Consider the following 23,022-nt stretch of genomic DNA (forward strand, 5'->3'; position numbering starts at 1 on the left):
GCCGCAATCCGCCTCAGCCGCAATCCGCCTCGGACGCCGGGCGTCAGCGAACCTCGATGAACGACCCCGCATCCCGCCCGGCCCGCGGCTTCGGCTCCTCCGCCGCGTGCCCCACGGCGACCGCCCCCATCGGATCCCACCCTTCGGGCAGCCCGAGAACGTCCCGTACGACATCCCGGCAGAACATCGTCGACGACACCCACGCCGACCCCAGCCGCTCCCCGGCGAGCGCGACGAGGAAGTTCTGTACGGCGGCACCCGCGGCGACCACGAACATCTCGCGCTCGGCCCCGTCACGACGCGCGTCGCCGTATGTGTGCGAGCCGTCCATGACGAGACAGGGCACGACGAGATAGGGCGCCTTGCGCAGGACATCCCCCCGCCGTACGCGCTTGGCGATGGACTCCTCGCTCTTCCCGTCCCGCTCCAGGTCGGACATCCAGGCGTCCCGCATGGCGTCGAGAAGCCGCGTACGGGACTCCTCCGACTCCAGGAGCACGAATCGCCACGGCGTCGTGTGATGCGGCGCCGGCGCGGTCACGGCGGCGGCCACCGCACGGCGTACGGCCCCCGGATCGACGGGCTCGTCGGTGAAGGCCCGTACGGTACGCCGCTGGGTGACGGCCTCCCGTACGGCCTCGGAGGTACCCAGCCGGAACATGTCGTCGCGCGCACCGCGCACCATGGCCCGCGCCCCCTCGTCTTCATCCGTGCCTGTGGTGACCGTGTGGGGCAGCCCGCGCACGACGGCGACGGGCAGCCCGTCCGCCTTGCCCTTGACCAGGTCGCCCGCGGCGGCGAGTTCGTCGGCCGTGGCGACGACGGTGGCGCTGAGCGGATTCCCGTACGCGTCGGAGCCGCCCCGGAGATCGTCGAGCACCCGCACTCCGGCGGCCCCGATGGCGACATCGGTGAGCCCCGTACGCCACGGCCGCCCGAAGGTGTCCGTGACGAGCACCCCGACGTCGACGCCCAGCGTGTCCCGCACCCCGTCCCGTATCGCCCGCGCGGACGCGTCGGGGTCCTCGGGCAGCAACAGCACTGTCCCCGCAGGTGTGTTGGAGGCGTCGACCCCGGCCGCGGCCATCACGAGCCCCTGCCGGTTCTCGACGATCCGCAAGGCCCCCCGCCGCGCCACCACCCGCACGGTCTCGGCATCGATGGCGGCTTCCCGGTCAACGGCCTCGACGACCCGCCCCTCAGCCTTGGACACGATCTTCGAGGTGACGAGCAGTACGTCCCCGTCGAGCAGCCCGGGCTCGGCATCGGCGATCAACTTCGCGAGATCGTCCCCCTCGCGAATCTCGGGCAGCCCGGGAAGCGCCCAAACGCGATAACCCGGCCTCGAAGCACCCCCGCCGCTCAAGCGCCCCCCACCTCCTCCGCCAACGTCAGCGCCTCGCGGGCCATCCGGGTCGCCGCGGCCAGGTCGGTCATCAGGAGGGGTACGGCACGGCAGCGGATGCCGGCGGACTCCACGCGGTCCACAGCGGAGGCGTCGACCGTGTCGACGAGCCAGCCGTCGAGGAGCCCCGAGCCGTAGTGCTCGGCGACCGCGGCGGCCGTGGACTCCACGCCGATGGCCGCGAGGACCTTGTCGGCCATGCCACGCACGGGCGCGTCCCCGACGATGGGGGAGAGGCCGACCACGGGCACCCCGGCCTCGGCGATCGCCTCCCGGATGCCGGGTACGGCGAGGATCGTGCCCACGGACACGACGGGATTGGACGGCGGGAAGATCACCACGTCGGCCGAGGCGATCGCCTCCAGTACCCCGGGCGCCGGCTTCGCCTGGTCCGCGCCGACGGGCACCACCGCGTGCGCGTCGACGGAGGCCCGCAGCCGCACCCAGTACTCCTGGAAGTGAATGGCCTTGCGCTCGCCGTCCATCTCGACGGCCACATGCGTCTCGACGCGGTCGTCGGTCATGGGGATCAGCCGAACCCCCGGCTTCCACCGGTCGCACAGCGCCTCCGTCACGGCGCTGAGCGGATATCCGGCGCCCAGCATCTGCGTACGGACGATGTGCGTCGCGAAGTCCCGGTCGCCGAGCCCGAACCACTCGGGCCCCACCCCGTACGCCGCGAGCTCCTCCTTGAGGTGGAAGGTCTCGTCGGCTCGCCCCCAGCCCTGCTCTTCGTTGATGCCGTCGCCGAGCGTGTACATCACCGTGTCGAGGTCCGGGCAGACCTTCAGCCCGAAGAGATGGATGTCGTCCCCGGTGTTGCCGATGACGGTGACCTCCGCGTCCGGCACCGCCTGCCTGAGACCACGCAGAAACCGGGCACCGCCGATGCCGCCTGCCAGAACCACAATGCGCATTGGAACAGTGTGTCAGCCGCCAGGCTGACTCGTTGAGGGGTGGTGGTCGGGCGACGGGCATTGGAACAGTGCGTCAGCCGCCAGGCTGACTCGTTGAGGGGTGGTGGTCGGGCGACGGGAGGGCCAGTCTTGCAGGCGGGTACGACAAAGCGTCAGGCGGTTACGACATCCCCGGGCTCCTGCGGACGCGACGCGGCGCAGCGCATCACATGCATCGGCATCTCGGTCAGCCCCGGGTAGTAGACGTGCAGGCTTATGGCCGGCTCGAGCGAGTCGTTGACCACTTCGTGGACGTACCCCGGCGCGAACACCTGCTGGGTGCCGGCCCCCAACGCGCGGGTGCCGCGCTCCGTGCGCTCCGTCAGTGCGCCTTGCACCACGGTGAACACGCCGGAGGAGCGGCCGTGGTCGTGCAGCCCGCTGCCCTGACCGGGCACCCAGGAGAGCAGCCACACCTCGTAACCGGGGCCGGTGCGCAGCCGGTGGTACCACCGGGACGTCGCGTCGTACTGGACGAGGTGCTCCCACTGGGAGCGATCGGCGGCGATGGAGCGGGCCAGCCCGACGAACTCGGCCACGGTGGACGGATGCTCGCGCGGTGCCTGGAGGAGGTGCGGGACTTCAAGGATGTCGCCGGCGATCTGAAGGTCGCTGTCGCTGTTCATGGAGTGCGGTGGTTCCTCGGCTGAAGAGGCGCAAGGCCTGTGCTGGAGATCTGGAGGCGCCCTGATCACGGGCGGAAGGGACCAGCGGCCAGGTACTCGTGGACCTGGCGGCAGCAGGAGCGCTGAGAAAGGCTCAACAGCTGCGACAACAACAGCTACAGCGAGCACGGGCAGCACCGAGGGACCCGGCGGTGCGGGTCGAGGTGAGCGCCAAGTTCGCAAGCATGCCCACAAGGACACCGGTTCACACCTTCACTGTCAACTCGGTGTCCGCTATGCAGGAGATCTTTCACCTCATCCGGTTCCTCTGGGAGACGAAAGGTTTGTTCTGTGGTCCGCTGGGACACATGGCGCAACAACCGGGCGCACAAACCTCGTTGCGATCCTGTGATCGGAATGTGATCCGGCTCGCTTCGGGCGTCGGGCGGAACGAGATCGAACTCCTGGGCGTCCCTCCCTGTACAAGTCCTGTGCGGGGCGGCAGTCCCGGCCGGGCCTCTTCTTGCTGTCAGGGTTTATGCCGATTTGAACACTTTCCGCATGGCCTTGGTTCCGCAGAGTGAATAAGGGACCCAATAGCAGATCTCGGCTTGACTCGCCCGGATCAGCACACTTGTAATTTCACTCGTGTCGTTCAGCCGGGATCGGTAACGGCAGCATCACGGGGACGCGAGACGGACGAGGGGCGCACATGACCGAGCTGTTTCAGGAACTGCTGGTCGACGAGGCCGAAGAGGAGCTCGGTTGGCAGGAGCGGGCGCTCTGCGCGCAGACCGACCCCGAGTCCTTTTTTCCCGAGAAGGGCGGCTCCACCCGCGAGGCCAAGAAGGTCTGTCTCTCCTGCGAGGTCCGCTCCGAGTGCCTCGAGTACGCCCTCGCCAATGACGAGCGCTTCGGCATCTGGGGCGGTCTGTCCGAGCGTGAACGGCGCCGCCTGAAGAAGGCCGCCGTCTGAAGCGGACGGCACACGCGCTCCGTACGGCACACGCTCTCCGTACACCTCTCTCTGTGTAACGAACGGCCCGGCGCAAGTGGGTTATCCACAGGCGGCGGGCCGCGATCTTGTCCAGCCGTTAGTGTGGGCCTCCGTCCGAGACGCCCCTGTGCCCCCGTGGGGCACAGGCGTCCACCGCAGTCCATCGAACCGGGGCCCGTACCTCGATGTCCGCGCACAGCCAAACGGCAGGTCAGTACACCGCTGCCGCTGCAGCGTTCGACCCGTCCCGCCCGGCAGCATCCGACCCGTCCCGCCCGGCGGTATTCGACCCGTCCCGCCCGCCCGAGTTCCCGCGGCACGTGGTCACCGCCGTGCTCGTCTCGCACGACGGTGGCCGCTGGCTGCCCGACGCCCTCGCCGGGCTGCTCGGTCAGGAACGCCCGGTGCAGAACGCCGTGGCGGCCGACACCGGCAGCGCGGACGACTCCGCCCGGCTGGTCACCGAAGCGCTCGGCGCCGACCGGGTGCTGCATCTCGCCCGGCGCACCGGCTTCGGCCAGGCCGTAGACGAGGCCACCCGCACCGCCGGCGCGCTCACTCCGGACGACCTGCCGTACCTGAAGCGGCCCAGCGGCTGGGACCCGGTGACCCGCACCTGGCGCGACGACGCGTACGACATGCCGGAACTGCCGTACGGCGAGCCCGTCCAGTGGCTGTGGCTCCTGCACGACGACTGCGCCCCCGAGCCCGACACCCTGGCCCAGCTCCTCCGGGTCGTCGAGAACGAGCAGGAGCTCGGCAAGGACGTCGCGATCGTCGGACCCAAGCTCCGCGGCTGGTACGACCGCCGGCAGCTCCTGGAGGTCGGTGTCACCATCGCCAACAGCGGTCGCCGCTGGACCGGCCTGGACCGGCGCGAACAGGACCAGGGACAGCACGACCACGTAAGGCCCGTGCTGTCCGTGTCCACGGCCGGCATGCTGATCCGCCGCGACGTCTTCGAGCAGCTCGGCGGCTTCGACCGGCGGCTGCCCCTGATGCGTGACGACGTCGACCTGTGCTGGCGCGCCCAGGCCGCAGGCCACCGCGTCCTCGTCGCCCCCGAAGCAGTCGTACGCCATGCCGAGGCGGCCTCCCGCGAGCGGCGCACCGTCGACTGTGTGGGCCGTACGTCCGCCTCCCCGCACAAGGTCGACAAGGCGGGCGCCGTCTACACGCTGCTCGTCAACTCCCGCACCGCCGTGCTGCCCTGGGTCCTGCTGCGGCTCGTGCTCGGCACGCTGCTGCGCATGGTCGCGTATCTCGTCGGCAAGGTCCCCGGACAGGCCGTCGACGAGATCCGAGGTCTTCTGGGGACGCTGCTGCGGCCCGAGCGGATCATCGCCGGGCGGCGCAGACGCGGCCGTCCGCAGGTCGACAAGGGGGAGCTGCGCGAGCTGTTCCCGCCGCCGGGTGCGACCGTGCGGGCCACCATCGAGCAGGTCGCGGGCAATCTCGTGGGCAGCTCCGATCCCGAGCTGACCGCGGCCGGCCGGCACGGCGGCGCCGTCGAGTCCGGGCCGGGTGGTGACGACGCCGACTTCCTGGAGGTCGAACAGTTCGCCCGGCTCAAGCGCGTCGCCCGCAAGCCCGGCCCTGTGCTCTTCGTAGTGCTCCTCTTCGCCTCGCTCATCGCCTGCCGGGAACTGATCGGCGGCGGTGCGCTCGCGGGTGGCGCCCTGTTGCCCGCACCCTCCGACGCGTCCGCGCTCTGGTCGCGTTACCTGGACGGCTGGCACCCCGTCGGCGCCGGTGGCACCCAGTCCGCGCCGCCCTATCTGGCGCTCGTCGCGCTGCTCGCCAGCGTGCTGTTCGGCTCCACCGGGCTCGCGGTCACCGTCCTGCTCGTCGGCTCCGTGCCGCTGGCCGGCTTCACCGCGTACTTCGCCTCCCGGCCGCTCGTCATGTCGCGACTGCTGCGCGCCTGGGCGTCCATCGCGTACGCCTTCCTGCCCGCCGCCACCGGAGCGCTCGCGGGCGGCCGCATCGGCACCGCCGTGCTCGCCGTCCTGCTGCCCCTCATCGCGCGCGCGGGCATCGCGGCGAGCGGCCTCGCCTCCACGACGGCACGCGGCAGCTGGCGTGCCACCTGGGCGTACGCGCTGCTGCTGACCCTCGCCACCGCCTTCACGCCGATCGTGTGGCCCATCGCCCTGGTCCTTGGCCTCGCGCTGCTGGCCGTGCGGCGGGGCGAGATCGTCGCCTACGGGCTCCGTTTCCTGGCACAGCTCGGCACTCCGCTGCTGGTCCTGGCGCCCTGGTCGCTGTCCCTGCTGCCCTTCGGCTTCTTCCGGGAGGCCGGCCTCGAGTTCGGCGAGGGATCGGCGTCCGCGCTCGATCTGCTCGGCGGCAGCCCGGGCGGCCCCGGCACCGTCAGCGGGCTGATGCTCATCGGCATCGTGTGCGCCGCGCTGGCCGCCCTGCTGCGATCACAGCGTCAGTTGGGAATCTGGACGGCCTGGACTGCCGCCCTTGTAGGGCTCGTTTTCGCCGTCCTGTCCAACAGTTCGACCTGGGCCGGGCCCGCCACGCTCGTGTACGGCCTCGCCCTCCTCGCCGCCGCCGCGCTCGGCGCCGACGGGGCACGCTCGCGAGTGGCCGAGCAGAGCTTCGGCTGGCGTCAGCCGGTCGCCGCGCTCATCGCGTTCGCCGCCGCCGCTGGACCGCTGCTCGTCGCCGCCGGGTGGATGATCGGCGGCGCCGACGGGCCCCTGGAGCGGCGTGATCCCGTCCAGGTGCCCGCGTTCGTCGCCGAGGAGAGCGGCACCCGCGACCAGGCGCGCACCCTCGTCCTCGACAGCGACTCGACCGCCCGGGTCGGCTACACGCTCGTACGCGGCTCCGGCGCCCGGCTCGGCGACGCCGAACTGGCCACCGCGGACGGCGAGAACAAGAAGCTCGACTCCGTCGTCGCCAACCTCGTGGCCGGTTCCGGAGCCGACCAGGCCGACCAGCTCGGCGGATTCGCCGTGCGCTACGTACTCGTGCACCAGGGAGCGCCCCGCGAGGTCAGCCGCGTCCTGGACGCCACGCCCGGACTGAGCCGGCTGAGCCAGCAGGACGGCAGTGCCCTGTGGCGCGTGGACCGGCAGGTATCCCGCGCGGCCGTCGTCCCCGACTCCGGCGAGCCGCAGCCCATCGCCGCCGGACCCGTCGAGGTGCACACCATGATCCCCTCCGGCGCTGCCGGTCGCGTGCTGCGCCTCGCCGACACCGCCGACGAGGGCTGGACCGCCACCTTCGACGGCAAGCCGCTCACCAGGACCACGCTGGACGGCTGGGCGCAGGGCTTCGAACTGCCCGCCGATGACGGCCGACTGGACGTCACCTTCGAGCCGCCGGCGCTCCACACCGGCTGGCTGTGGGCCCAGGGTGCGTTCGCCGTCGTCCTCGTGGTGCTCGCCCTGCCCGGTCGACGTCGCGACGTGGACGACGACCTCCCGGAGGAGCCGGTCGTTCCCGCCCAGCCGGTCTCCGGCGAGGGCCGCAGGGCCCGTCGGCTGCGCGCCCAGGCCGAGTCCGAGGCCGAACAGGCAGCCCCGGACGAGCAGTTCACGCCGGACGCTCCGCCTCCTCCTCCGGTGGAGCCCCCGGCCCCCGCCGCCGTCCCGCAGCAGCAGCCCTACGGAGAGTGGGAGACGACGGCGTACCAGGGCACCGAGTACGGCACGTACGGCGATCAGTACCAGGGCGCCCAGCAATACCAGGCGGGCACCTATGAGCAGCAGCCGTACCCGGCGGACCCGTACCAGGCAGGCCAGTACGACCCGTACGCGTACGGGTCGGGGACCCCGGCCTACGACCCGACGCAGCCGTACGCCGAAGGCTACGAAGCGCCGTACGACCCTGCGCAGCAGCAGCCACAGCAGCCGCCGCCGCACGGCACCGACCGTGAGCGTCCCGACGGGAGCCAGCAGTGAACCGCGCCACCGTGTCCCTGATCGCCGGCGTGGCCGCACTCGCCGCGGTCGCCGGATTCGCCTCCGTCACCGAGCCGGAGGCCTCCGGCCGGGACGAGGCGAAGGCGGCCACGCAGATGCCCGTGGAGCGCACCAGCCTGCTCTGCCCCGGCCCCAGCGCCTCGGACGTCGCCGAAACCGCGTACACGTCGTACACGCCCGTCACGGAGGGCGCCGACACGAGCGGCAGGGCCGAACTCGCCCCGGCGGGCGAGGAGTCGGCAGACGGCTCCGAAAAGGGCGACAAGGAGGAGGCCAAGAAGGCCGTCCTGACACCGAAGGAGCCGGGCAAGCCGGTCACCGGCGAGGTCTCCGGTGCCGACGCGCCCGCGCTCATCGGCACCGCCGAGGGCGGGTCCGCCCCCGGCTGGACCGTCCAGCAGACCACCGAGGTCCCGGCGGGCACCGGCCGCGGCCTGCTCGGCGCCAACTGCACCGCTCCGGACACGGAGTTCTGGTTCCCGGGCGCCAGTACGGCCGAGGAGCGCACCGACTACGTGCACCTCACCAACCCCGACGACTCCGCCGCCGTCGTCGACATCGAGCTGTACGGCAAGAACGGCACCCTCAAGTCGGCGTCGGGGGAGGGCATCAAGGTCCAGCCGCACTCCACGGAGCCGGTACTGCTGTCCACGCTGATCGACGAGCCGCAGAGCGACCTCACGGTGCACGTGAGGGTCCGCAGCGGCCGGGTCGCCGCCGCCGTCCAGGCCCTCGACGACAAGCTCGGCGGCGACTGGCTGGCCGCCTCCGCCGACCCGGCCGACAGCCTCGTCCTGCCGGGCATCCCCAAGGACGCCACGTCCGTTCGCCTGGTCGCCTTCGCGCCCGGCGACATAGACGCCGACCTGAAGGTGCGGCTGGCCTCGGCATCCGGGCTGATCACGCCCGCCGGGAACGAGACGCTGCATGTGAAGGCCGGAATGACGGCCGCCGCCGACCTCGGCGACCTCACGCGCGGCGAGGCGGGCTCCCTGGTGCTGACCCCGACCGAGAAGGCCGTGCCGGTCGTGGCCGGGCTGCGAGTCGTGCGGGGCAAGGGCGACAAGCAGGAGACGGCGTTCATCCCGGCCACCCGACCGGTGGGCACGCGCGCGACGGTCGCCGACAACCGCTCCAAGGGCTCCACGCTCTCCGTGGTCGCCCCCGGCGACACCGCCGAGGTCAAGGTCACGGCCTCCGCCGGCAGCGAGGACGGCACTGCCGCGAGCAAGACGTACAAGGTCAAGGGCGGTACCACCCAGGACATCGAGGCGCCCGTTCCCAGCGGCCTCAAGGGCTCGTACGCGCTGACCGTCGAGCCCGTCTCCGGAGGCCCCGTCCACGCCGCGCGGACGCTGGAGATCTCCGAGGACGGCATACCGATGTTCACGGTCCAGACCCTGCCGGACGACCGGGGGATGGTGGCGGTGCCGGACGCGGAGCAGGATCTCTCGGTGTTGCAGAAGTAGGTGTCGCAGAAACAGGGGTCCACGCGCGCGTGCGGGGTTTTTCGTCCTCTACACGCGCGTGGCCTCGTACGCAGTGCTCCCTTGGATGTCAGTCCTCTGGATGTCAGTCCTCGCCGTACCGGGGATCCACCGTCTCCGGAGTCAGCCCCAGCAGCTCGGCGACCTGCTCCACCACGACCTCGTGGACCAGAGCCGCCCGCTCGTCGCGTCCCTTGGTGCGGATCTCGACCGGGCGGCGGTAGACGACGACGCGGCCGGGCCGGCCGTCGTGCGCCGCGATCGTGCCGCCCAGGGGGACCACCTCGTCGCCCCAGCCCTCGCCCCGCCCAGGTTCGAGGCGCGGCACCTCCAGCACCACGAACTCGATGTCGGCGAGCTGCGGCCAGCGCCGCTCCAGCCGCTCCACGGAGTCCTGCACCAGATCCGCGAACACCTCGGCCCGGCTCGCGGCGAGCGGCACCTGGGGCGGCGCGACGGGTCCGCGCATCCCCCGGCCGTGGCGGTCACGGCGGCGGGGCCTGGGGTCGGCGGCGCGGGGCGGTACGGGGGGTACGGGGTTGTCCATCACTGACGAAGCGTAGTCCTCGTACGGTCGGGGTGTCCGGCCTCCACGCGGCTGCTCGACCCCTGCCGCGCGGCTGCCCGGCCTCCCCGGACAGGTCCCGGCACATGCGTGCGGCAGCCACGGGACATGTCGCTTGATGACCATTCCAGCCAAGCTTGGGCTCGTTTCTGTATCTCTATGAACCGTCGAACTCGCGGCAGTTGGCAGGGTTTGCACCAAGTAGTGATCGGATCCGAGCTGTCCGGTATTTCGGCAAGGGGCGTACGCGCAGGTCAACCAGGCTCGTGCGGATTTTCGTGTGGCTGGCATCACAGGACGACACGGTGGGGTGACCTGGGGAAGATCCGTCGCGGCCCGCTCAAGAGTGCGGTACCGTCCAACGTCGTGAGCCCTGTACGTCGCTGTTCGCGCACCGCTTGCGGCCGCCCCGCCGTCGCGACGCTGACGTACGTCTACGCCGACTCGACCGCGGTCCTCGGCCCGCTCGCCACCTACGCCGAACCCCACTGCTACGACCTGTGCGCCGAGCACTCCGAGCGCCTCACCGCCCCGCGCGGCTGGGAGGTCGTCCGGCTCGCCCACGGCTCCGCTCCCTCCCGCCCCAGCGGCGACGATCTGGAGGCGCTCGCCAACGCGGTGCGTGAGGCGGCCCGGCCCCAGGAGCGCGCGGCACAGGCCGGCGGAGCACGCGGGGCGGACCCGATGGAGGTCGCACGCCGCGGCCACCTGCGGGTACTGCGCTCGCCGGACTCCTGACCTTCCTTTCAACTGCCCGTCCCTGACGGGAACTTCACTCTGTGCGCTTACGGTGCACATTTCACTCCCTGCTGTACGGGCATTGACGTGAGCTTGTCGCGGACACGACCATTTCCTCACCCGTGAGAAATCACTTTCCGCATCGCGGAATCCGGGGAGGTTCTGTGTACATCCAGGAACTGGAGCCCGTGGCCGACTCGCTCGGCCTGTCCGCGTTAGTCGCGGCTCTGCCCCTCGTCATCGTTCTGGTCCTGCTCGGCGGCGTCCGCATGAAGGCACACCGGGCCGGACTCATCGGCCTCGCGGCGGCGGCCCTGGTCGCCTGGCTCGCGTACGGCATGCCCCTCGGCCAGACGCTCTCCAGCGCCGCACAGGGCGCCGTCTTCGGCCTCTTCCCCATCCTGTGGATCGTCGTCAACGCCCTGTGGGTGTACCGGATGACCGTCCGCACCCGGCACTTCGACATCCTGCGCCGCTCCTTCGGGCGGCTCTCCGACGACCCGCGCATCCAGGCGCTCGTCGTCGCGTTCTGCTTCGGCGCGCTCCTGGAGGCCCTCGCGGGCTTTGGGGCACCCGTCGCGATCTGCTCGGTCATGCTCGTCGCCCTCGGCTTCGAACCCGTCCGCGCGGCCGTGGTCGCGCTGGTCGCCAACACCGCGCCCGTTGCCTTCGGTGCGATGGGCACACCGGTCGTGACGCTCGCCCAGGTCACCGGACTGCCCCTGGACTCGGTGGCCTCCGTGGTGGGCCGTCAGACGCCGCTGTTGGCCCTCGTGGTGCCGCTCGTGCTCGTCTTCCTGGTGGACGGGCGGCGCGGACTGCGCGAGACCTGGGTGCCCGCCATGGCATGCGGAGTGGCCTTCGCCGTGGCCCAGTTCGCCGCCTCCAACTACCTCTCCGCCCAACTCGCCGACATCGGCGCCGCCCTGGCAGGAGCGGGCGCCCTGGTGGCGGTGCCCCAGGCGCGCAGGCCCGCCGCCGAGCCCGTACGAGCGGCTGTCCTGACCGGCGTACGCAGTGAGGACCTGGACGAGGAGGACCCGCGCCCCGAGGTGGTGCGGGCCTACGCTCCGTACGCCCTGATCGTCGCGATCTTCTCCGTGGCCCAGATCCCGGCGGTGAAGGACTTTCTGGCGAAGGCGACCCGCACCTTCGACTGGCCCTTCCTGAACGTCGCGAACCCGGACGGGGAACCCGTCAGCGGCAATGTCTTCTCGTGGCCGATCGTCTCGACCGGCGGCACGCTCGTGCTGCTCGCCGGGGTGGGCACGGCGGTCGTTCTCGGGGTGCACGCGCGCGTGGCCGTCAAGGAATGGGCGGCCACCGTCCACGAGTTGAGGTTCGCGATCCTCACCGTGACGTCCGTCCTGGCGCTCGCGTACGTCATGAACCTCTCCGGGCAGGCCGCCACGATCGGCTACTTCGTGGCGGCGGCGGGCGCGGGGCTCGCCTTCCTGTCGCCGGTTCTGGGGTGGTTCGGTGTGGCGGTCTCCGGGTCGGACACCTCGGCCAACGCACTCTTCGGGGCACTGCAGGTCACCGCGGCACGGGAGTCCGGGCTCTCGCCGGAGCTCCTCGCGGCCGCCAACAGCTCGGGCGGTGTCCTGGGGAAGATGATCTCGCCGCAGAACCTGACCATCGCGTGCGCGGCGGTCGGGCTCGCAGGCCGCGAAGGGGACCTGCTGCGCAAGGTGCTGCCATGGAGCATCGGACTGCTGCTGGTCATGTGCCTGATCGTGGTCGGACAGAGTTCCGTCGTTCTGGAGTGGATGCTTCCGTAAGTCCTGGCGCAAATCCCGGTGCGATCTCTCGGAGACCGACCGGTCCAGTGTCGGTCCGGGCCGGTAGTTTGGGGCGCCGATGAGGAATCCAGGAGGGCCGGCCGTGGCTGCTGATCTGTCGCAGATCGTGAAGGCGTATGACGTACGCGGGGTGGTCCCGGATCAGTGGGACGAGCCGCTGGCCGAGCTGTTCGGCGCGGCCTTCGCGCAGGTGACGGGCACGAGCGCGATCGTGGTCGGGCACGATATGCGGCCCTCGTCGCCCGGCCTGTCGCGGGCCTTCGCGCGCGGGGCGGCGGCGCGCGGCGTCGACGTGACCGAGATCGGACTGTGCTCGACGGACCAGCTGTACTACGCGTCGGGGGCGCTGGACCTGCCGGGCGCGATGTTCACGGCCTCGCACAACCCCGCGCAGTACAACGGCATCAAGATGTGCCGAGCGGGCGCCGCCCCGGTCGGCCAGGACACGGGCCTCGCCGACATCCGCGAACTCGTCGAGACCTGGGCGGACTCCAGCGCCCCGGAGCCGGCGGCCACGGCGGGAACGCTCACGCAGCGCGACACGTTGGAGGACTACGCGGCGCACCTCCGCGGCCTCGTCGACCTGACCTCCATCCGCCCCCTGAAGGTCGTGGTCGACGCGGGCAACGGCATGGGTGGCCACACCGTGCCCACCGCCTTCGCCGGCCTGCCCCTCACCCTCGTCCCGATGTACTTCGAGCTGGACGGCACGTTCCCGAACCACGAAGCCAACCCGCTGGACCCGGCGAACATCGTCGACCTCCAGAAGCGCGTACGCGAAGAGGACGCCGACCTCGGCATCGCCTTCGACGGCGACGCCGACCGCTGCTTCGTGGTCGACGAGAACGGCGGCCCCATCTCGCCGTCCGCGATCACCGCCCTGGTCGCCTCCCGCGAGCTGGCCAAGCACGGCGGCAAGGGCATCATCATCCACAACCTGATCACGTCGTGGTCGGTGCCGGAGGTCGTCCGGGAGAACGGCGGCACGCCGGTACGCACACGCGTGGGCCACTCCTTCATCAAGGCCGAGATGGCCAAGTCCGGCGCCATCTTCGGTGGCGAGCACTCCGCGCACTACTACTTCGCCGACTTCTGGAACGCCGACACGGGCATGCTCGCCGCCCTCCACGTCCTCGCGGCTCTCGGTGGCCAGGAGGGCCCGCTGTCGGGCCTGGTCGCCCAGTACGACCGCTACGCCGCCTCCGGCGAGATCAATTCCACAGTCGACGACCAGACCGCCCGCCTCGCCGCGATCAAGGCCGCGTACGAGGCCCGCGAGGGAGTCACCCTCGACGAACTCGACGGCCTGACGATCACCTCCGCCGACTGGTGGTTCAACGTCCGCGCCTCCAACACGGAACCCCTCCTCCGTCTGAACGCAGAGGCCCGCGACGAGGCGACGATGACGAAGATCCGAGACGAGGCACTGGCGATCATCAGAGGCTGATCGCTCACCTGGTCCGAGGCTCGGTCTTTGGCCGAATCCCGGTCCTCAAGTGCCGGAGGGACTGATTTCAGCCCGTCCGGCACTTGAGGACGAGGCCGTCAGGCCGATAACGGGGGTCTGGGGGCGAAGCCCCCAGTTTCGGGAAGGGGTGGGCTTGGGGAAAGAAACCATCCCCCGGCACCCCGCCTCCCACAGCGGTACCCTGACCAGGCCACATCAGCACAACTCCGCCCTCGAAGGGACCCACAAATGCCGCTCGAAGCCGGCCTTCTGGAGATCCTCGCCTGCCCGGCCTGCCACGCCCCCCTCAAGGAGCAGGACACCGAGCTGATCTGCACCGCCCAGGACTGCGCCCTGGCATACCCGGTCCGCGACGGCATCCCGGTCCTGCTGGTCGACGAGGCACGCCGCCCCGCGTAGACCCCCGTAAGAAGCGACGGCGCTCGGAGGCTGCCCCACATGCTCGACGAATCACTGCTCGACGACCCGGAGGCACTGGCCCGCGCCGACCGCCGCGAGCTGCTCCGCGGCGCCGCAGAGGCAGGCGCCCGCGTACGCACCGCCGTCCGGCACGCCACCGAGGCCGGAATCGCCGAGCTGAAGCCGGACGGCCGCCCAAGGGCCATCCTGATCGCAGGCCCCGGACTGGCCGCCATCGGCGTCGCCGACCTGCTCGGCTCCCTCGCCGGCGCAGCGTGCCCCGTCACCCGGCTCACTCCAGGAGGCGTGGCTCCCGCCGCGGGCGCCCTCCTGTGGGACCTGCCCGGCTGGGCGGGCCCCGTGGACCTGCTCCTGATCGCCACGCCCGACGGCAGCGAACCCGGCCTCTCGATCCTCGTCGAGCAGGCCTACCGACGCGGTCTCACCGTCGTCGCCGTCTGTCCGCCCCACGCCCCGCTGACCGAGGCGATCACGGGCGCCCACGGTCTCGCCGTACCGATGGCAACCGCCCCCTACGAGCCGCAGGCACCGGCCGCGGCCTCGGCTCCCGGTTCGCTGTGGGCACTGCTCACCCCACTGCTCGTGCTGCTCGACCGCACCGGCCTGCTGTCCGCCCCGCCCGACATCCTGCAGAAGGTCGCCGACCGGCTCGACCACGTCGCCGAACGCTGCGGCCCGGCCATCGCGACGTACAGCAATCCCGCCAAGACGCTCGCTGCCGAACTCGCCGAGGCGCTCCCGGTGATCTGGACCGAGGGCCAGTCCGCGGGCCCCGCGGGACGCCGCTTCGTCGCCGCGATGGCGGAACTCGCGGGCCGCCCCGCGCTCACCGCCGAGCTGCCCGAGGCGCTCGCCGCGCACAGCGTGCTGCTCTCCGGCGCGCTGGCCGCCGGTGCCGATCCCGACGACTTCTTCCGCGACCGCGTCGAGGAGGCACAGGCCCTCCACGCGCGCGTGGTCCTGTTGCGCGACCGCCCCGCCGGAGGCCGCACAGCCGCCCCTGCCGCCCGCGACCTCGCCCTCAGCCACGACACCGCGATCAGCGAACTCGAACCGGAGGACGGCAGCGACCTGGAGACCCTCGCGGAGCTGATCGCCACCACGGATTTCGCGGCCGTTTACCTGGCGCTCACCGCGGGGGCCTGATGCTTGCCCGGCGGCCGATCCCCATGACCGCCGCGAACAAGCCGACCGCCGCGAGTACGTGAACAGCTACGTGAGCACGTGAGCACGTGCCCGCGTGAACAGAGAGCGCAGAGAGAACCCCATGGACCGCCTCGACAACACCATCCGCCCCTACGCCTGGGGCTCCACCACCGCCATCCCGCGGCTCCTCGGCGTCGAGCCGACCGGCGAACCGCAGGCCGAGATGTGGATGGGCGCCCACCCCGGCGCGCCCTCCCGCACGGCCCGTGGCCCTCTCACCGAGCTCATCGAGGCGGCTCCTGAGCGCGAACTGGGCGCCGAGACGGTCGCCAAGTTCGGCCCGCGCCTGCCGTTCCTCCTCAAGATCCTCGCCGCCGGCGCCCCCCTCTCCCTCCAGGTGCACCCCGACCTGGCCCAGGCCAAGGAGGGTTACGAGGACGAGGAGCGCCGCGGCGTCCCGATCGACGCCCCGCACCGCAACTACAAGGACGCCAACCACAAGCCCGAACTGATCTGCGCGCTCACGGAGTTCGACGGCCTCTGCGGATTCCGGGCTCCGGCCGAGGCCGCGGACCTGCTCGCGGCCCTGGAGATCGACTCCCTCAAGCCGTACGTCGACCTGCTGCACGCCCACCCCGAGGACGCCGCCCTGCGCGAGGTGCTGACAGCCGTCCTGTCCGCGGACCGTGAGCAGATGGCCACGACGGTCACCGAAGCCACCGCGGCCTGCACACGCCTCGGCGGCCCGCACGCCCCGTACGCCGAAATCGCCCACCACTACCCGGGCGACCCGGGCGTCATCGCCGCGATGCTCCTCAACCACGTCCGACTCCAGCCCGGTGAGGCCCTGTTCCTCGGCGCCGGCGTCCCGCACGCGTATCTGAACGGCCTCGGCGTCGAGATCATGGCCAACTCCGACAACGTCCTGCGCTGCGGCCTCACCCCCAAGCACGTGGACGTCCCCGAACTCCTGCGGATCGTCCGCTTCGAGGCGAGCGATCCCGGCGTACTGCGCCCCGAGGCCTCCCCCGACGGCGAGGAGGTCTACGAGACGCCGATCGACGAGTTCCGCCTCTCGCGCTACGTCCTGCCGCAAGGCACCGCGGCCCACGAACTCACCCTCCGTACCCCGCAGATCCTCCTGTGCACCGCGGGCTCCGTACAGACGGGCGAGCACGTCCTCACCCCCGGCCGGTCCGTCTTCGTACCGGCAGGCGAAAAGGCCGAAGTGTCCGGGACCGGCGTGGTTTTCCGGGCCACTGTTGTGGCTTGAGTCGGCCATGGTGATGGCCGGGACGACGGCCTGATGCACCGCTGTCGAACCGGGCTGCAACAATGGCCCACCGCGAACGGCGGGCAGAGCCGGGTCGACAGACGGAACGCCCCGGACCGCAGACGAAGGGACCTCGGGAACACATGAGCGCGTCAGGCGGCACCAAAGCGATCGTGGCGGCACTCGCCGCCAACCTCGCGATCGCGGTAGCGAAGTTCGTGGCGTTCCTCTTCAGCGGCTCCTCGTCGATGCTCGCCGAGTCGGTGCACTCGCTCGCCGACTCCGGCAACCAGGGCCTGCTGCTCCTCGGCGGCAAGAAGGCCCAGCGCGAGGCGACCCCGCAACACCCCTTCGGCTACGGCCGCGAGCGGTACATCTACGCCTTCCTCGTCTCGATCGTCCTCTTCTCGGTCGGCGGCATGTTCGCGATCTACGAGGGCTACGAGAAGATCAAGCACCCCCACGAGATCGATCACTGGTACTGGCCGGTGGGCGTCCTCGTCTTCGCGATCATCGCCGAGACCTTCTCCTTCCGGACGGCCATCAACGAGTCCAACGCACTGCGCGGCAAGCAGTCCTGGAAGGAGTTCGTACGCCACGCCAAGGCGCCCGAGCTGCCCGTCGTCCTCCTGGAGGACCTGGGCGCGCTGGTCGGTCTGATCCTCGCGCTCGGCGGCGTGGGCCTGGCGCTGGCCACGGGCGACGGCGTCTGGGACGGCATCGGCACCCTCTGCATCGGCATCCTGCTCATCCTCATCGCGATCATCCTGGCCGCCGAGACCAAGTCGCTCCTCCTCGGCGAGGCCGCGGGCGTGGAAGATGTCAAGAAGATCGAGGCCGCCATCGTCGACGGTGACACGGTCACCGACATCATCCACATGCGCACACTCCACCTCGGCCCGGAGGAACTCCTGGTCGCCGCCAAGATCGCCGTCCAGCACGACGACACGGCCACCGAGATCGCCACCGCGATCGACGCCGCCGAGTCCCGCATCCGCGAGGCCGTCCCGATCGCCCGCGTCATCTACCTCGAGCCCGACATCTACCGCGAGACCGAAGCCGCGAAGGGCCCGGACCGTGAGGCGGCGCCGGGGGGTCCGACCAAGCCTGCCGAGCACTGATCCTGCAACCCACCTCCTCTGTGCCTCTGTTCTCCGCCTCCGTGTCTCAATCTGGCCGGAGGCGGACTGGGGTCCGCTGGGCCGATCGGTGTAGATTCGTAGACCGAGCCAGACGTCGCTGCTGATGGCGGTCGGGCGGCCCCGTGCGGGCCGACCGAGGGAGAGAGGGCCTCCGACGGACTGCGCTGCGCACAGGCGCCGGGCATTCGTATGCTCGCCATCGCGCAGACCAGCCGTACCCACCTCGACCCAACCCGAGGAGCAGCTCGCATGACAACTGTCGACAACCGACAGGACTTCAAGGTCGCCGACCTCTCTCTGGCCGACTTCGGCCGCAAGGAGATCACCCTCGCCGAGCACGAGATGCCCGGCCTGATGGCGATCCGCAAGGAGTACGCCGAGGCGCAGCCCCTCGCGGGCGCCCGCGTCACCGGCTCCCTGCACATGACCGTGCAGACCGCCGTGCTCATCGAGACCCTGGCCGCCCTGGGCGCCGAGGTCCGCTGGGCCTCCTGCAACATCTTCTCCACGCAGGACCACGCCGCCGCCGCCATCGCGGTCGGCCCGAACGGTACGCCCGACAACCCCCAGGGCATCCCGGTCTTCGCCTGGAAGGGCGAGACCCTGGAGGAGTACTGGTGGTGCACGGAGCAGGCCCTGACCTGGCCGAACACGCCCACCGGCGGCCCGAACATGATCCTGGACGACGGCGGTGACGCCACCCTCCTCGTCCACCAGGGCGTCGAGTACGAGAAGGACGGCAAGGTCCCGTCCGTCGACACCGCCGAGAACGACGAGCACCGCGTCATCCTGGAGCTCCTCAACCGGACGATCTCCAACGGCTCGCAGAAGTGGACCCAGCTCGCCTCGGAGATCCGCGGCGTCACCGAGGAGACCACGACCGGCGTCCACCGCCTGTACGAGATGCAGCGTGAGGGCACCCTCCTGTTCCCGGCGATCAACGTCAACGACGCCGTCACCAAGTCGAAGTTCGACAACAAGTACGGCTGCCGCCACTCCCTGATCGACGGCATCAACCGCGCCACCGACGTCCTCATCGGCGGCAAGACCGCGGTCGTCTTCGGCTACGGCGACGTGGGCAAGGGCTGCGCGGAGTCCCTGCGCGGACAGGGCGCCCGTGTGATCGTCACCGAGATCGACCCGATCTGCGCACTGCAGGCGGCGATGGACGGTTACCAGGTCACGACCCTCGACGAGGTTGTCGACAAGGCTGACATCTTCGTCACCACGACCGGCAACAAGGACATCATCATGGCCTCGGACATGGCCAAGATGAAGCACCAGGCGATCGTGGGCAACATCGGCCACTTCGACAACGAGATCGACATGGCCGGCCTCGCCAAGATCCCGGGCATCGTCAAGGACGAGGTCAAGCCGCAGGTCCACACCTGGACGTTCCCCGACGGCAAGGTGCTCATCGTCCTCTCCGAGGGCCGCCTGCTGAACCTGGGCAACGCCACCGGACACCCGTCCTTCGTGATGTCCAACTCGTTCGCGGACCAGACCCTGGCCCAGATCGAGCTGTTCACCAAGCAGTCGGAGTACCCGACCGACGTCTACGTGCTGCCCAAGCACCTCGACGAGAAGGTCGCCCGCCTCCACCTCGATGCACTCGGTGTGAAGCTCACCACGCTCCGCCCCGAGCAGGCCTCCTACATCGGTGTCGAGGTCGAGGGCCCGTACAAGCCGGACCACTACCGCTACTGAGCACCCCGCCGAGCAGCGGTACCACCGCTCGGCACACGGATGTCAGCAGGCCCCCGCCGTCACGGCGGGGGCCTGTCCCCGATGAGGACCGAACCCCCATGCCCCGCGGCCGATATTCGCTCCATGATCCGCACGACCACACCCCCCTCTCTGAAGAGCACTTCCACTGCGCGCCCGGCCCCTCCGGCTGGCGCTACGTCTCCCAAGTGACCACCCCCTCCGGCGACCCTGCCGGTTCCGTCGACCTCGCCATCGACGACCTCGGCCGCCCCATCCGTCTCGAACTCCACGCCGCGAGCTGGCAGATCCGAGGTGCCGCTCTCGACGGCGTCACCTGGGTCCGCACCGATCCCACGGGAACTCACGCCACCGAAGGCAATGTCCGCGCCCACGCCTTCACCGGCACATCCCCCGCATTCCTCATCGCCACCGCACGTCTGCTGCGCCTCACTCCCGATTCCTCCGCCACTCGCGTACGCCTCGTTGCCTTCACCGACCCGGTCCTGGCCCCGCGCACCGTCGACCAGTCCTGGGCCCTGATCAAAAGGGAAGCACACGCCACTGACAACGCCCCTCTGACCGTGGACGAATACCAGGTCACAGCCCTGGACACGGGCGAGCAGCACACCATCCACCTCTCTGGCGACGTCGTGCTCTCCGCACCTGGCATCGAACTCGAGGATCTCGAGTCGCCGCCGTCGCTGTTCACCTGACCGCCCGCAGGGCGACCCGGGTCACGCGGGCGGTACGAACCCGGTGGCGGGGCGCTCGCTCCCTGTACTCTGCGGGCCCGCCTGGGCGGAGGCCTTCGGCGGAGCTGCGGCAGGGGCCCCCTGCTCGGCCGGCACCGTCGGCTGAGAGAGCGACCTCTGAGAGCCCGGGAGGTGCACCGCCGGACCAGTGCTTGAGGGATAGGCGGAGTCCGGTGGCTGAACCGCCGCGTACGACGGAGTCAGCCCAGCCCTGCCTTCACCCCCGGCAGGCCCACCGCCGAAGGCCCGCCGGGTCTCCCGCGCCTGCCGCTCCTGCATCACGGCCGCCAGATACGCAGCCGGTGGCACCCCCTGCGGCGCCGGAGCCCCGGTGCGCTCCGCGACGTCAGCCGCGAGCCGCTCCGCCATCGCCCCACCGACCTGCGGATCCAACTGCTGCATCCGCGTCAGATACTGCCGAACCGCAAGCCACAGCCCATCCGGAACCGCGGACAGATCAAGCCCGGAAAACCGTCCCGCGAGCCAAGGCGGCGGCGGAGGAACGAAAGGCGTACGCCCGGCAGGAATCCGCTCCCGCACGACCAGGGTCCCCGCGAACACATCACCGAGCCGCCGCCCCCGAGCCGACACGAGCGACGCGATGCACGCCACGATCCCGAGCGTCATCAGGATCTCGACCACACCAACCGCCCCACGCACCAGCGCATGCCGGAACCGGATCGGCCCGCCGTCGTCCCGCACCACCCGCAGCCCGCACGCCAGCTTCCCGAGCGAACGCCCATGACTGAGCGTCTCCACCGCGATCGGCCCGCCCACCAGCACAAGGAGGAACGCCGCGATGGACACCGCTGTCTGCGCCGCCTCGTCGAGACCGGCTGTGGAGACCACAAGGGCCACGGTCACAGCGACGTACACGGCCATCGCCGCCACCAGGTCGATCAGCACGGCCAGCGCCCGGCTCGGCAGCTTCGCGGGGCGCAGCTCCAGTGCCACCGCCTCGCCCGTCACAAGCTCACTCACGCACGCCGTCCTTCCCCGAACTGCCCTGAGAACAGCCAGTCTGCCAAGCTGAGGGCACATCGCGCCGCAGTGCGACAAGCTGACCACACGACGAGCAGCCGAGGAGCAGCCAACCCGATGGACCTCGACGTCTTCGTGTCCGCCCACCGCGCCGAGTGGGACCGGCTCGACGCACTACTGCACCGCCAGCGCCGCCTCACGGGCGCGGAGGCCGACGAACTCGTCGCCCTGTACCAGCGCACGGCGACTCACCTCTCCCTGATCCAGTCAAGCGCCCCAGACCCCCAACTCACCGGCCGCCTCAGCCAACTCGTGGCACGCGCGCGTAGTGCCGTAACAGGCACCCGCCGTGCCTCCTGGCGCGACGTCACCCACTTCCTTGCGTACGGTTTCCCCGCCGCGGTCTACCGCTCACGCCACTGGTGGGTCCCCACAGCGCTCCTCTCCACCGCGGTCGCGGCCATCCTGGGATGGTGGATCGGCACCCACCCCGAGGTCCAGTCCTCGATCGCGGCCCCCAGCGAGCTACGGGAGCTCACCCGCCCCGGCGGCCAGTACGAGACGTACTACTCGAGCCACCCCGCGGCATCCTTCGCGGCCCAGGTATGGACGAACAACGCCCAAGCCGCTGCCATGTGCCTCGTTCTCGGTGCCTTCTTGTGCCTGCCGGTCATCTGGATCCTCTTCCAGAACATGCTCAACCTTGCCGTGGGCATCGGCCTGATGTCCTCGGCGGGCCGCCTCGACACCTTCCTGGGCCTCGTCCTCCCGCACGGCCTCCTGGAGCTGACCGCCGTCTTCGTAGCCGCTGGTACGGGGCTGCGCCTTGGCTGGACCCTCATCGACCCGGGCCCCCGCTCCCGTCGTGCCGCCCTCGCCGAAGAGGGCCGCGCCGCCCTGGGCATGGCGATAGGCCTCGCCCTGGTCCTCTTCGTCTCCGGCGCCATCGAAGGCTTCGTCACCCCGTCCGGCCTCCCGACCTGGGCCCGCATCACCATCGGCATCGTCGCCGAACTGGCCTTCCTTGCGTACGTCTACGTCCTGGGCGGTCGCGCGGCACGTGCCGGCGCCACAGGCGACGTCGAGGAGACCGAGCGCAGCGCCTCCGTACCGACCGCCGCCTGATGTGTGGGCACTCCGGTCGAGCTGTTAGCCTCGTACATCGCCCCACGGGAGCCGTTGACACGGGACCCGTGTGGAGGTAGATTTACACAGTTGCGCGGAGCTGGACAGCTTCGATGGCAACGGTGAACATCTATCCGCTTCTCGGGTTCACTCCCGAAGAAGCCCTCCCGATTGTTCAGGAACGAGTGGCCGGTCAGTCCGGTCGAAAACTTCTGATAAAGTCGGACCCGCCGAAAGGGAGCCGTCAGGCTACCGAATAGGTAAGGCCCTCCAACTGGCCACCAAAACGAATTCTGACCGGAAACGGCACGGAAAACGGATCTGGTAAGGTTGGAAACACCGAAGGGAAGCCCGGAGGAAAGCCCGCGAGGGTGAGTACGAAGGAAGCGTCCGTTCCTTGAGAACTCAACAGTGTGCCAAAAGTCAACGCCAGATATGTTGATACCCCGTCCACCGGATCTTTCCGGTGGCGTGGTTCCTTTGAAAAACAACACAGCGAGGACGCTGTGAAC

19 protein-coding genes are annotated in these 23,022 nt (G+C 70.5%); 13 read left to right on the forward strand and 6 right to left on the reverse strand.

Annotated features, from left to right (window positions below; translation table 11 throughout):
* Positions 1-43 precede the first annotated feature (43 nt).
* The 3 genes from OP79_RS36895 to OP79_RS36905 all read right to left on the reverse strand — a co-directional run bounded on the left by OP79_RS36895 (position 44) and on the right by OP79_RS36905 (position 2,987).
* Positions 44-1,366, reverse strand: coding sequence for a coenzyme F420-0:L-glutamate ligase (locus OP79_RS36895; protein ID WP_033326669.1), 1,323 nt, complete (start codon positions 1,364-1,366; stop codon positions 44-46).
* Entirely contained in the window at positions 1,363-2,322 is a 960-nt protein-coding gene (cofD, locus tag OP79_RS36900; RefSeq protein WP_033326671.1) for a 2-phospho-L-lactate transferase, read from the reverse strand. The genes OP79_RS36895 and cofD overlap by 4 nt, the downstream gene beginning before the upstream one ends.
* A 152-nt stretch (positions 2,323-2,474) precedes the next feature.
* Complete coding sequence (locus OP79_RS36905) at positions 2,475-2,987, reverse strand: cysteine dioxygenase (protein ID WP_033326673.1); 513 nt, start codon at positions 2,985-2,987, stop codon at positions 2,475-2,477.
* 691 nt (positions 2,988-3,678) lie between these two features.
* On the opposite strand from OP79_RS36905, the gene OP79_RS36910 reads away from it, so the two are divergent.
* The 3 genes from OP79_RS36910 to OP79_RS36920 all read left to right on the forward strand — a co-directional run bounded on the left by OP79_RS36910 (position 3,679) and on the right by OP79_RS36920 (position 9,373).
* Positions 3,679-3,942, forward strand: a complete 264-nt coding sequence (locus tag OP79_RS36910) for a WhiB family transcriptional regulator (RefSeq protein ID WP_033326675.1) — start codon at positions 3,679-3,681, stop codon at positions 3,940-3,942.
* A 206-nt stretch (positions 3,943-4,148) separates the two neighbouring features.
* Positions 4,149-7,883, forward strand: a complete 3,735-nt coding sequence (locus tag OP79_RS36915; protein WP_078492238.1) for a glycosyltransferase family 2 protein — start codon at positions 4,149-4,151, stop codon at positions 7,881-7,883.
* Complete coding sequence (locus OP79_RS36920) at positions 7,880-9,373, forward strand: DUF5719 family protein (RefSeq protein ID WP_033326679.1); 1,494 nt, start codon at positions 7,880-7,882, stop codon at positions 9,371-9,373. The genes OP79_RS36915 and OP79_RS36920 overlap by 4 nt, the downstream gene beginning before the upstream one ends.
* Positions 9,374-9,476: 103 nt before the next feature.
* Here the strand turns inward: OP79_RS36920 and OP79_RS36925 are convergent, their stop codons facing one another.
* Positions 9,477-9,938: a metallopeptidase family protein gene (locus OP79_RS36925; protein ID WP_033326681.1), complete on the reverse strand. Its 462-nt coding sequence runs from the start codon at positions 9,936-9,938 to the stop codon at positions 9,477-9,479.
* Between the two features lie 384 nt (positions 9,939-10,322).
* Between OP79_RS36925 and OP79_RS36930 the strand changes: the two genes are divergently transcribed.
* From OP79_RS36930 to OP79_RS36965, 9 genes are all read left to right on the forward strand, one after another.
* The gene (locus OP79_RS36930; RefSeq protein ID WP_033326683.1) at positions 10,323-10,694 is read left to right on the forward strand and encodes a DUF3499 domain-containing protein; all 372 of its coding nucleotides are present in this window, start codon (positions 10,323-10,325) and stop codon (positions 10,692-10,694) included.
* 164 nt (positions 10,695-10,858) lie between these two features.
* Positions 10,859-12,475, forward strand: coding sequence for an L-lactate permease (locus OP79_RS36935; RefSeq protein WP_033326685.1), 1,617 nt, complete (start codon positions 10,859-10,861; stop codon positions 12,473-12,475).
* A 103-nt stretch (positions 12,476-12,578) separates the two neighbouring features.
* A complete protein-coding gene (locus OP79_RS36940) occupies positions 12,579-13,943 on the forward strand; it encodes a phosphomannomutase/phosphoglucomutase (protein WP_033326686.1) in 1,365 nt (454 codons plus the stop codon).
* 249 nt (positions 13,944-14,192) lie between these two features.
* Positions 14,193-14,363 (forward strand): Trm112 family protein, encoded by a 171-nt coding sequence (locus OP79_RS52565; RefSeq protein WP_078492239.1) that lies wholly within the window; start codon positions 14,193-14,195, stop codon positions 14,361-14,363.
* Positions 14,364-14,402: 39 nt separating this feature from the next.
* Positions 14,403-15,530, forward strand: coding sequence for an SIS domain-containing protein (locus OP79_RS36945; protein WP_033326688.1), 1,128 nt, complete (start codon positions 14,403-14,405; stop codon positions 15,528-15,530).
* Between the two features lie 121 nt (positions 15,531-15,651).
* Positions 15,652-16,803 carry a mannose-6-phosphate isomerase, class I gene (gene manA, locus OP79_RS36950; RefSeq protein WP_033326690.1) on the forward strand — a complete coding sequence of 384 codons (1,152 nt, stop codon included), beginning with the start codon at positions 15,652-15,654 and terminating at the stop codon, positions 16,801-16,803.
* A gap of 143 nt (positions 16,804-16,946) precedes the next feature.
* Positions 16,947-17,924 (forward strand): cation diffusion facilitator family transporter, encoded by a 978-nt coding sequence (locus OP79_RS36955; RefSeq protein ID WP_033326692.1) that lies wholly within the window; start codon positions 16,947-16,949, stop codon positions 17,922-17,924.
* Positions 17,925-18,194: 270 nt separating this feature from the next.
* Positions 18,195-19,652: an adenosylhomocysteinase gene (gene ahcY, locus OP79_RS36960; RefSeq protein ID WP_033326694.1), complete on the forward strand. Its 1,458-nt coding sequence runs from the start codon at positions 18,195-18,197 to the stop codon at positions 19,650-19,652.
* A 98-nt stretch (positions 19,653-19,750) separates the two neighbouring features.
* On the forward strand, positions 19,751-20,365 hold the full coding sequence (locus tag OP79_RS36965) for a hypothetical protein (RefSeq protein WP_033326696.1): 615 nt from the start codon (positions 19,751-19,753) through the stop codon (positions 20,363-20,365).
* A 21-nt stretch (positions 20,366-20,386) separates the two neighbouring features.
* Here the strand turns inward: OP79_RS36965 and OP79_RS36970 are convergent, their stop codons facing one another.
* A complete protein-coding gene (locus OP79_RS36970; protein WP_051745193.1) occupies positions 20,387-21,385 on the reverse strand; it encodes an RDD family protein in 999 nt (332 codons plus the stop codon).
* 117 nt (positions 21,386-21,502) lie between these two features.
* Between OP79_RS36970 and OP79_RS36975 the strand changes: the two genes are divergently transcribed.
* On the forward strand, positions 21,503-22,510 hold the full coding sequence (locus OP79_RS36975; protein WP_033326698.1) for a stage II sporulation protein M: 1,008 nt from the start codon (positions 21,503-21,505) through the stop codon (positions 22,508-22,510).
* Between the two features lie 244 nt (positions 22,511-22,754).
* On the opposite strand, the gene OP79_RS56530 is transcribed toward OP79_RS36975, so the two are convergent.
* Positions 22,755-23,022: hypothetical protein (locus tag OP79_RS56530; protein WP_211270930.1), on the reverse strand; the 268-nt coding region annotated here is incomplete at its 5' end.

This window comes from Streptomyces yerevanensis (genome assembly GCF_000716805.1).
GTDB lineage: Bacteria > Actinomycetota > Actinomycetes > Streptomycetales > Streptomycetaceae > Streptomyces > Streptomyces flaveus.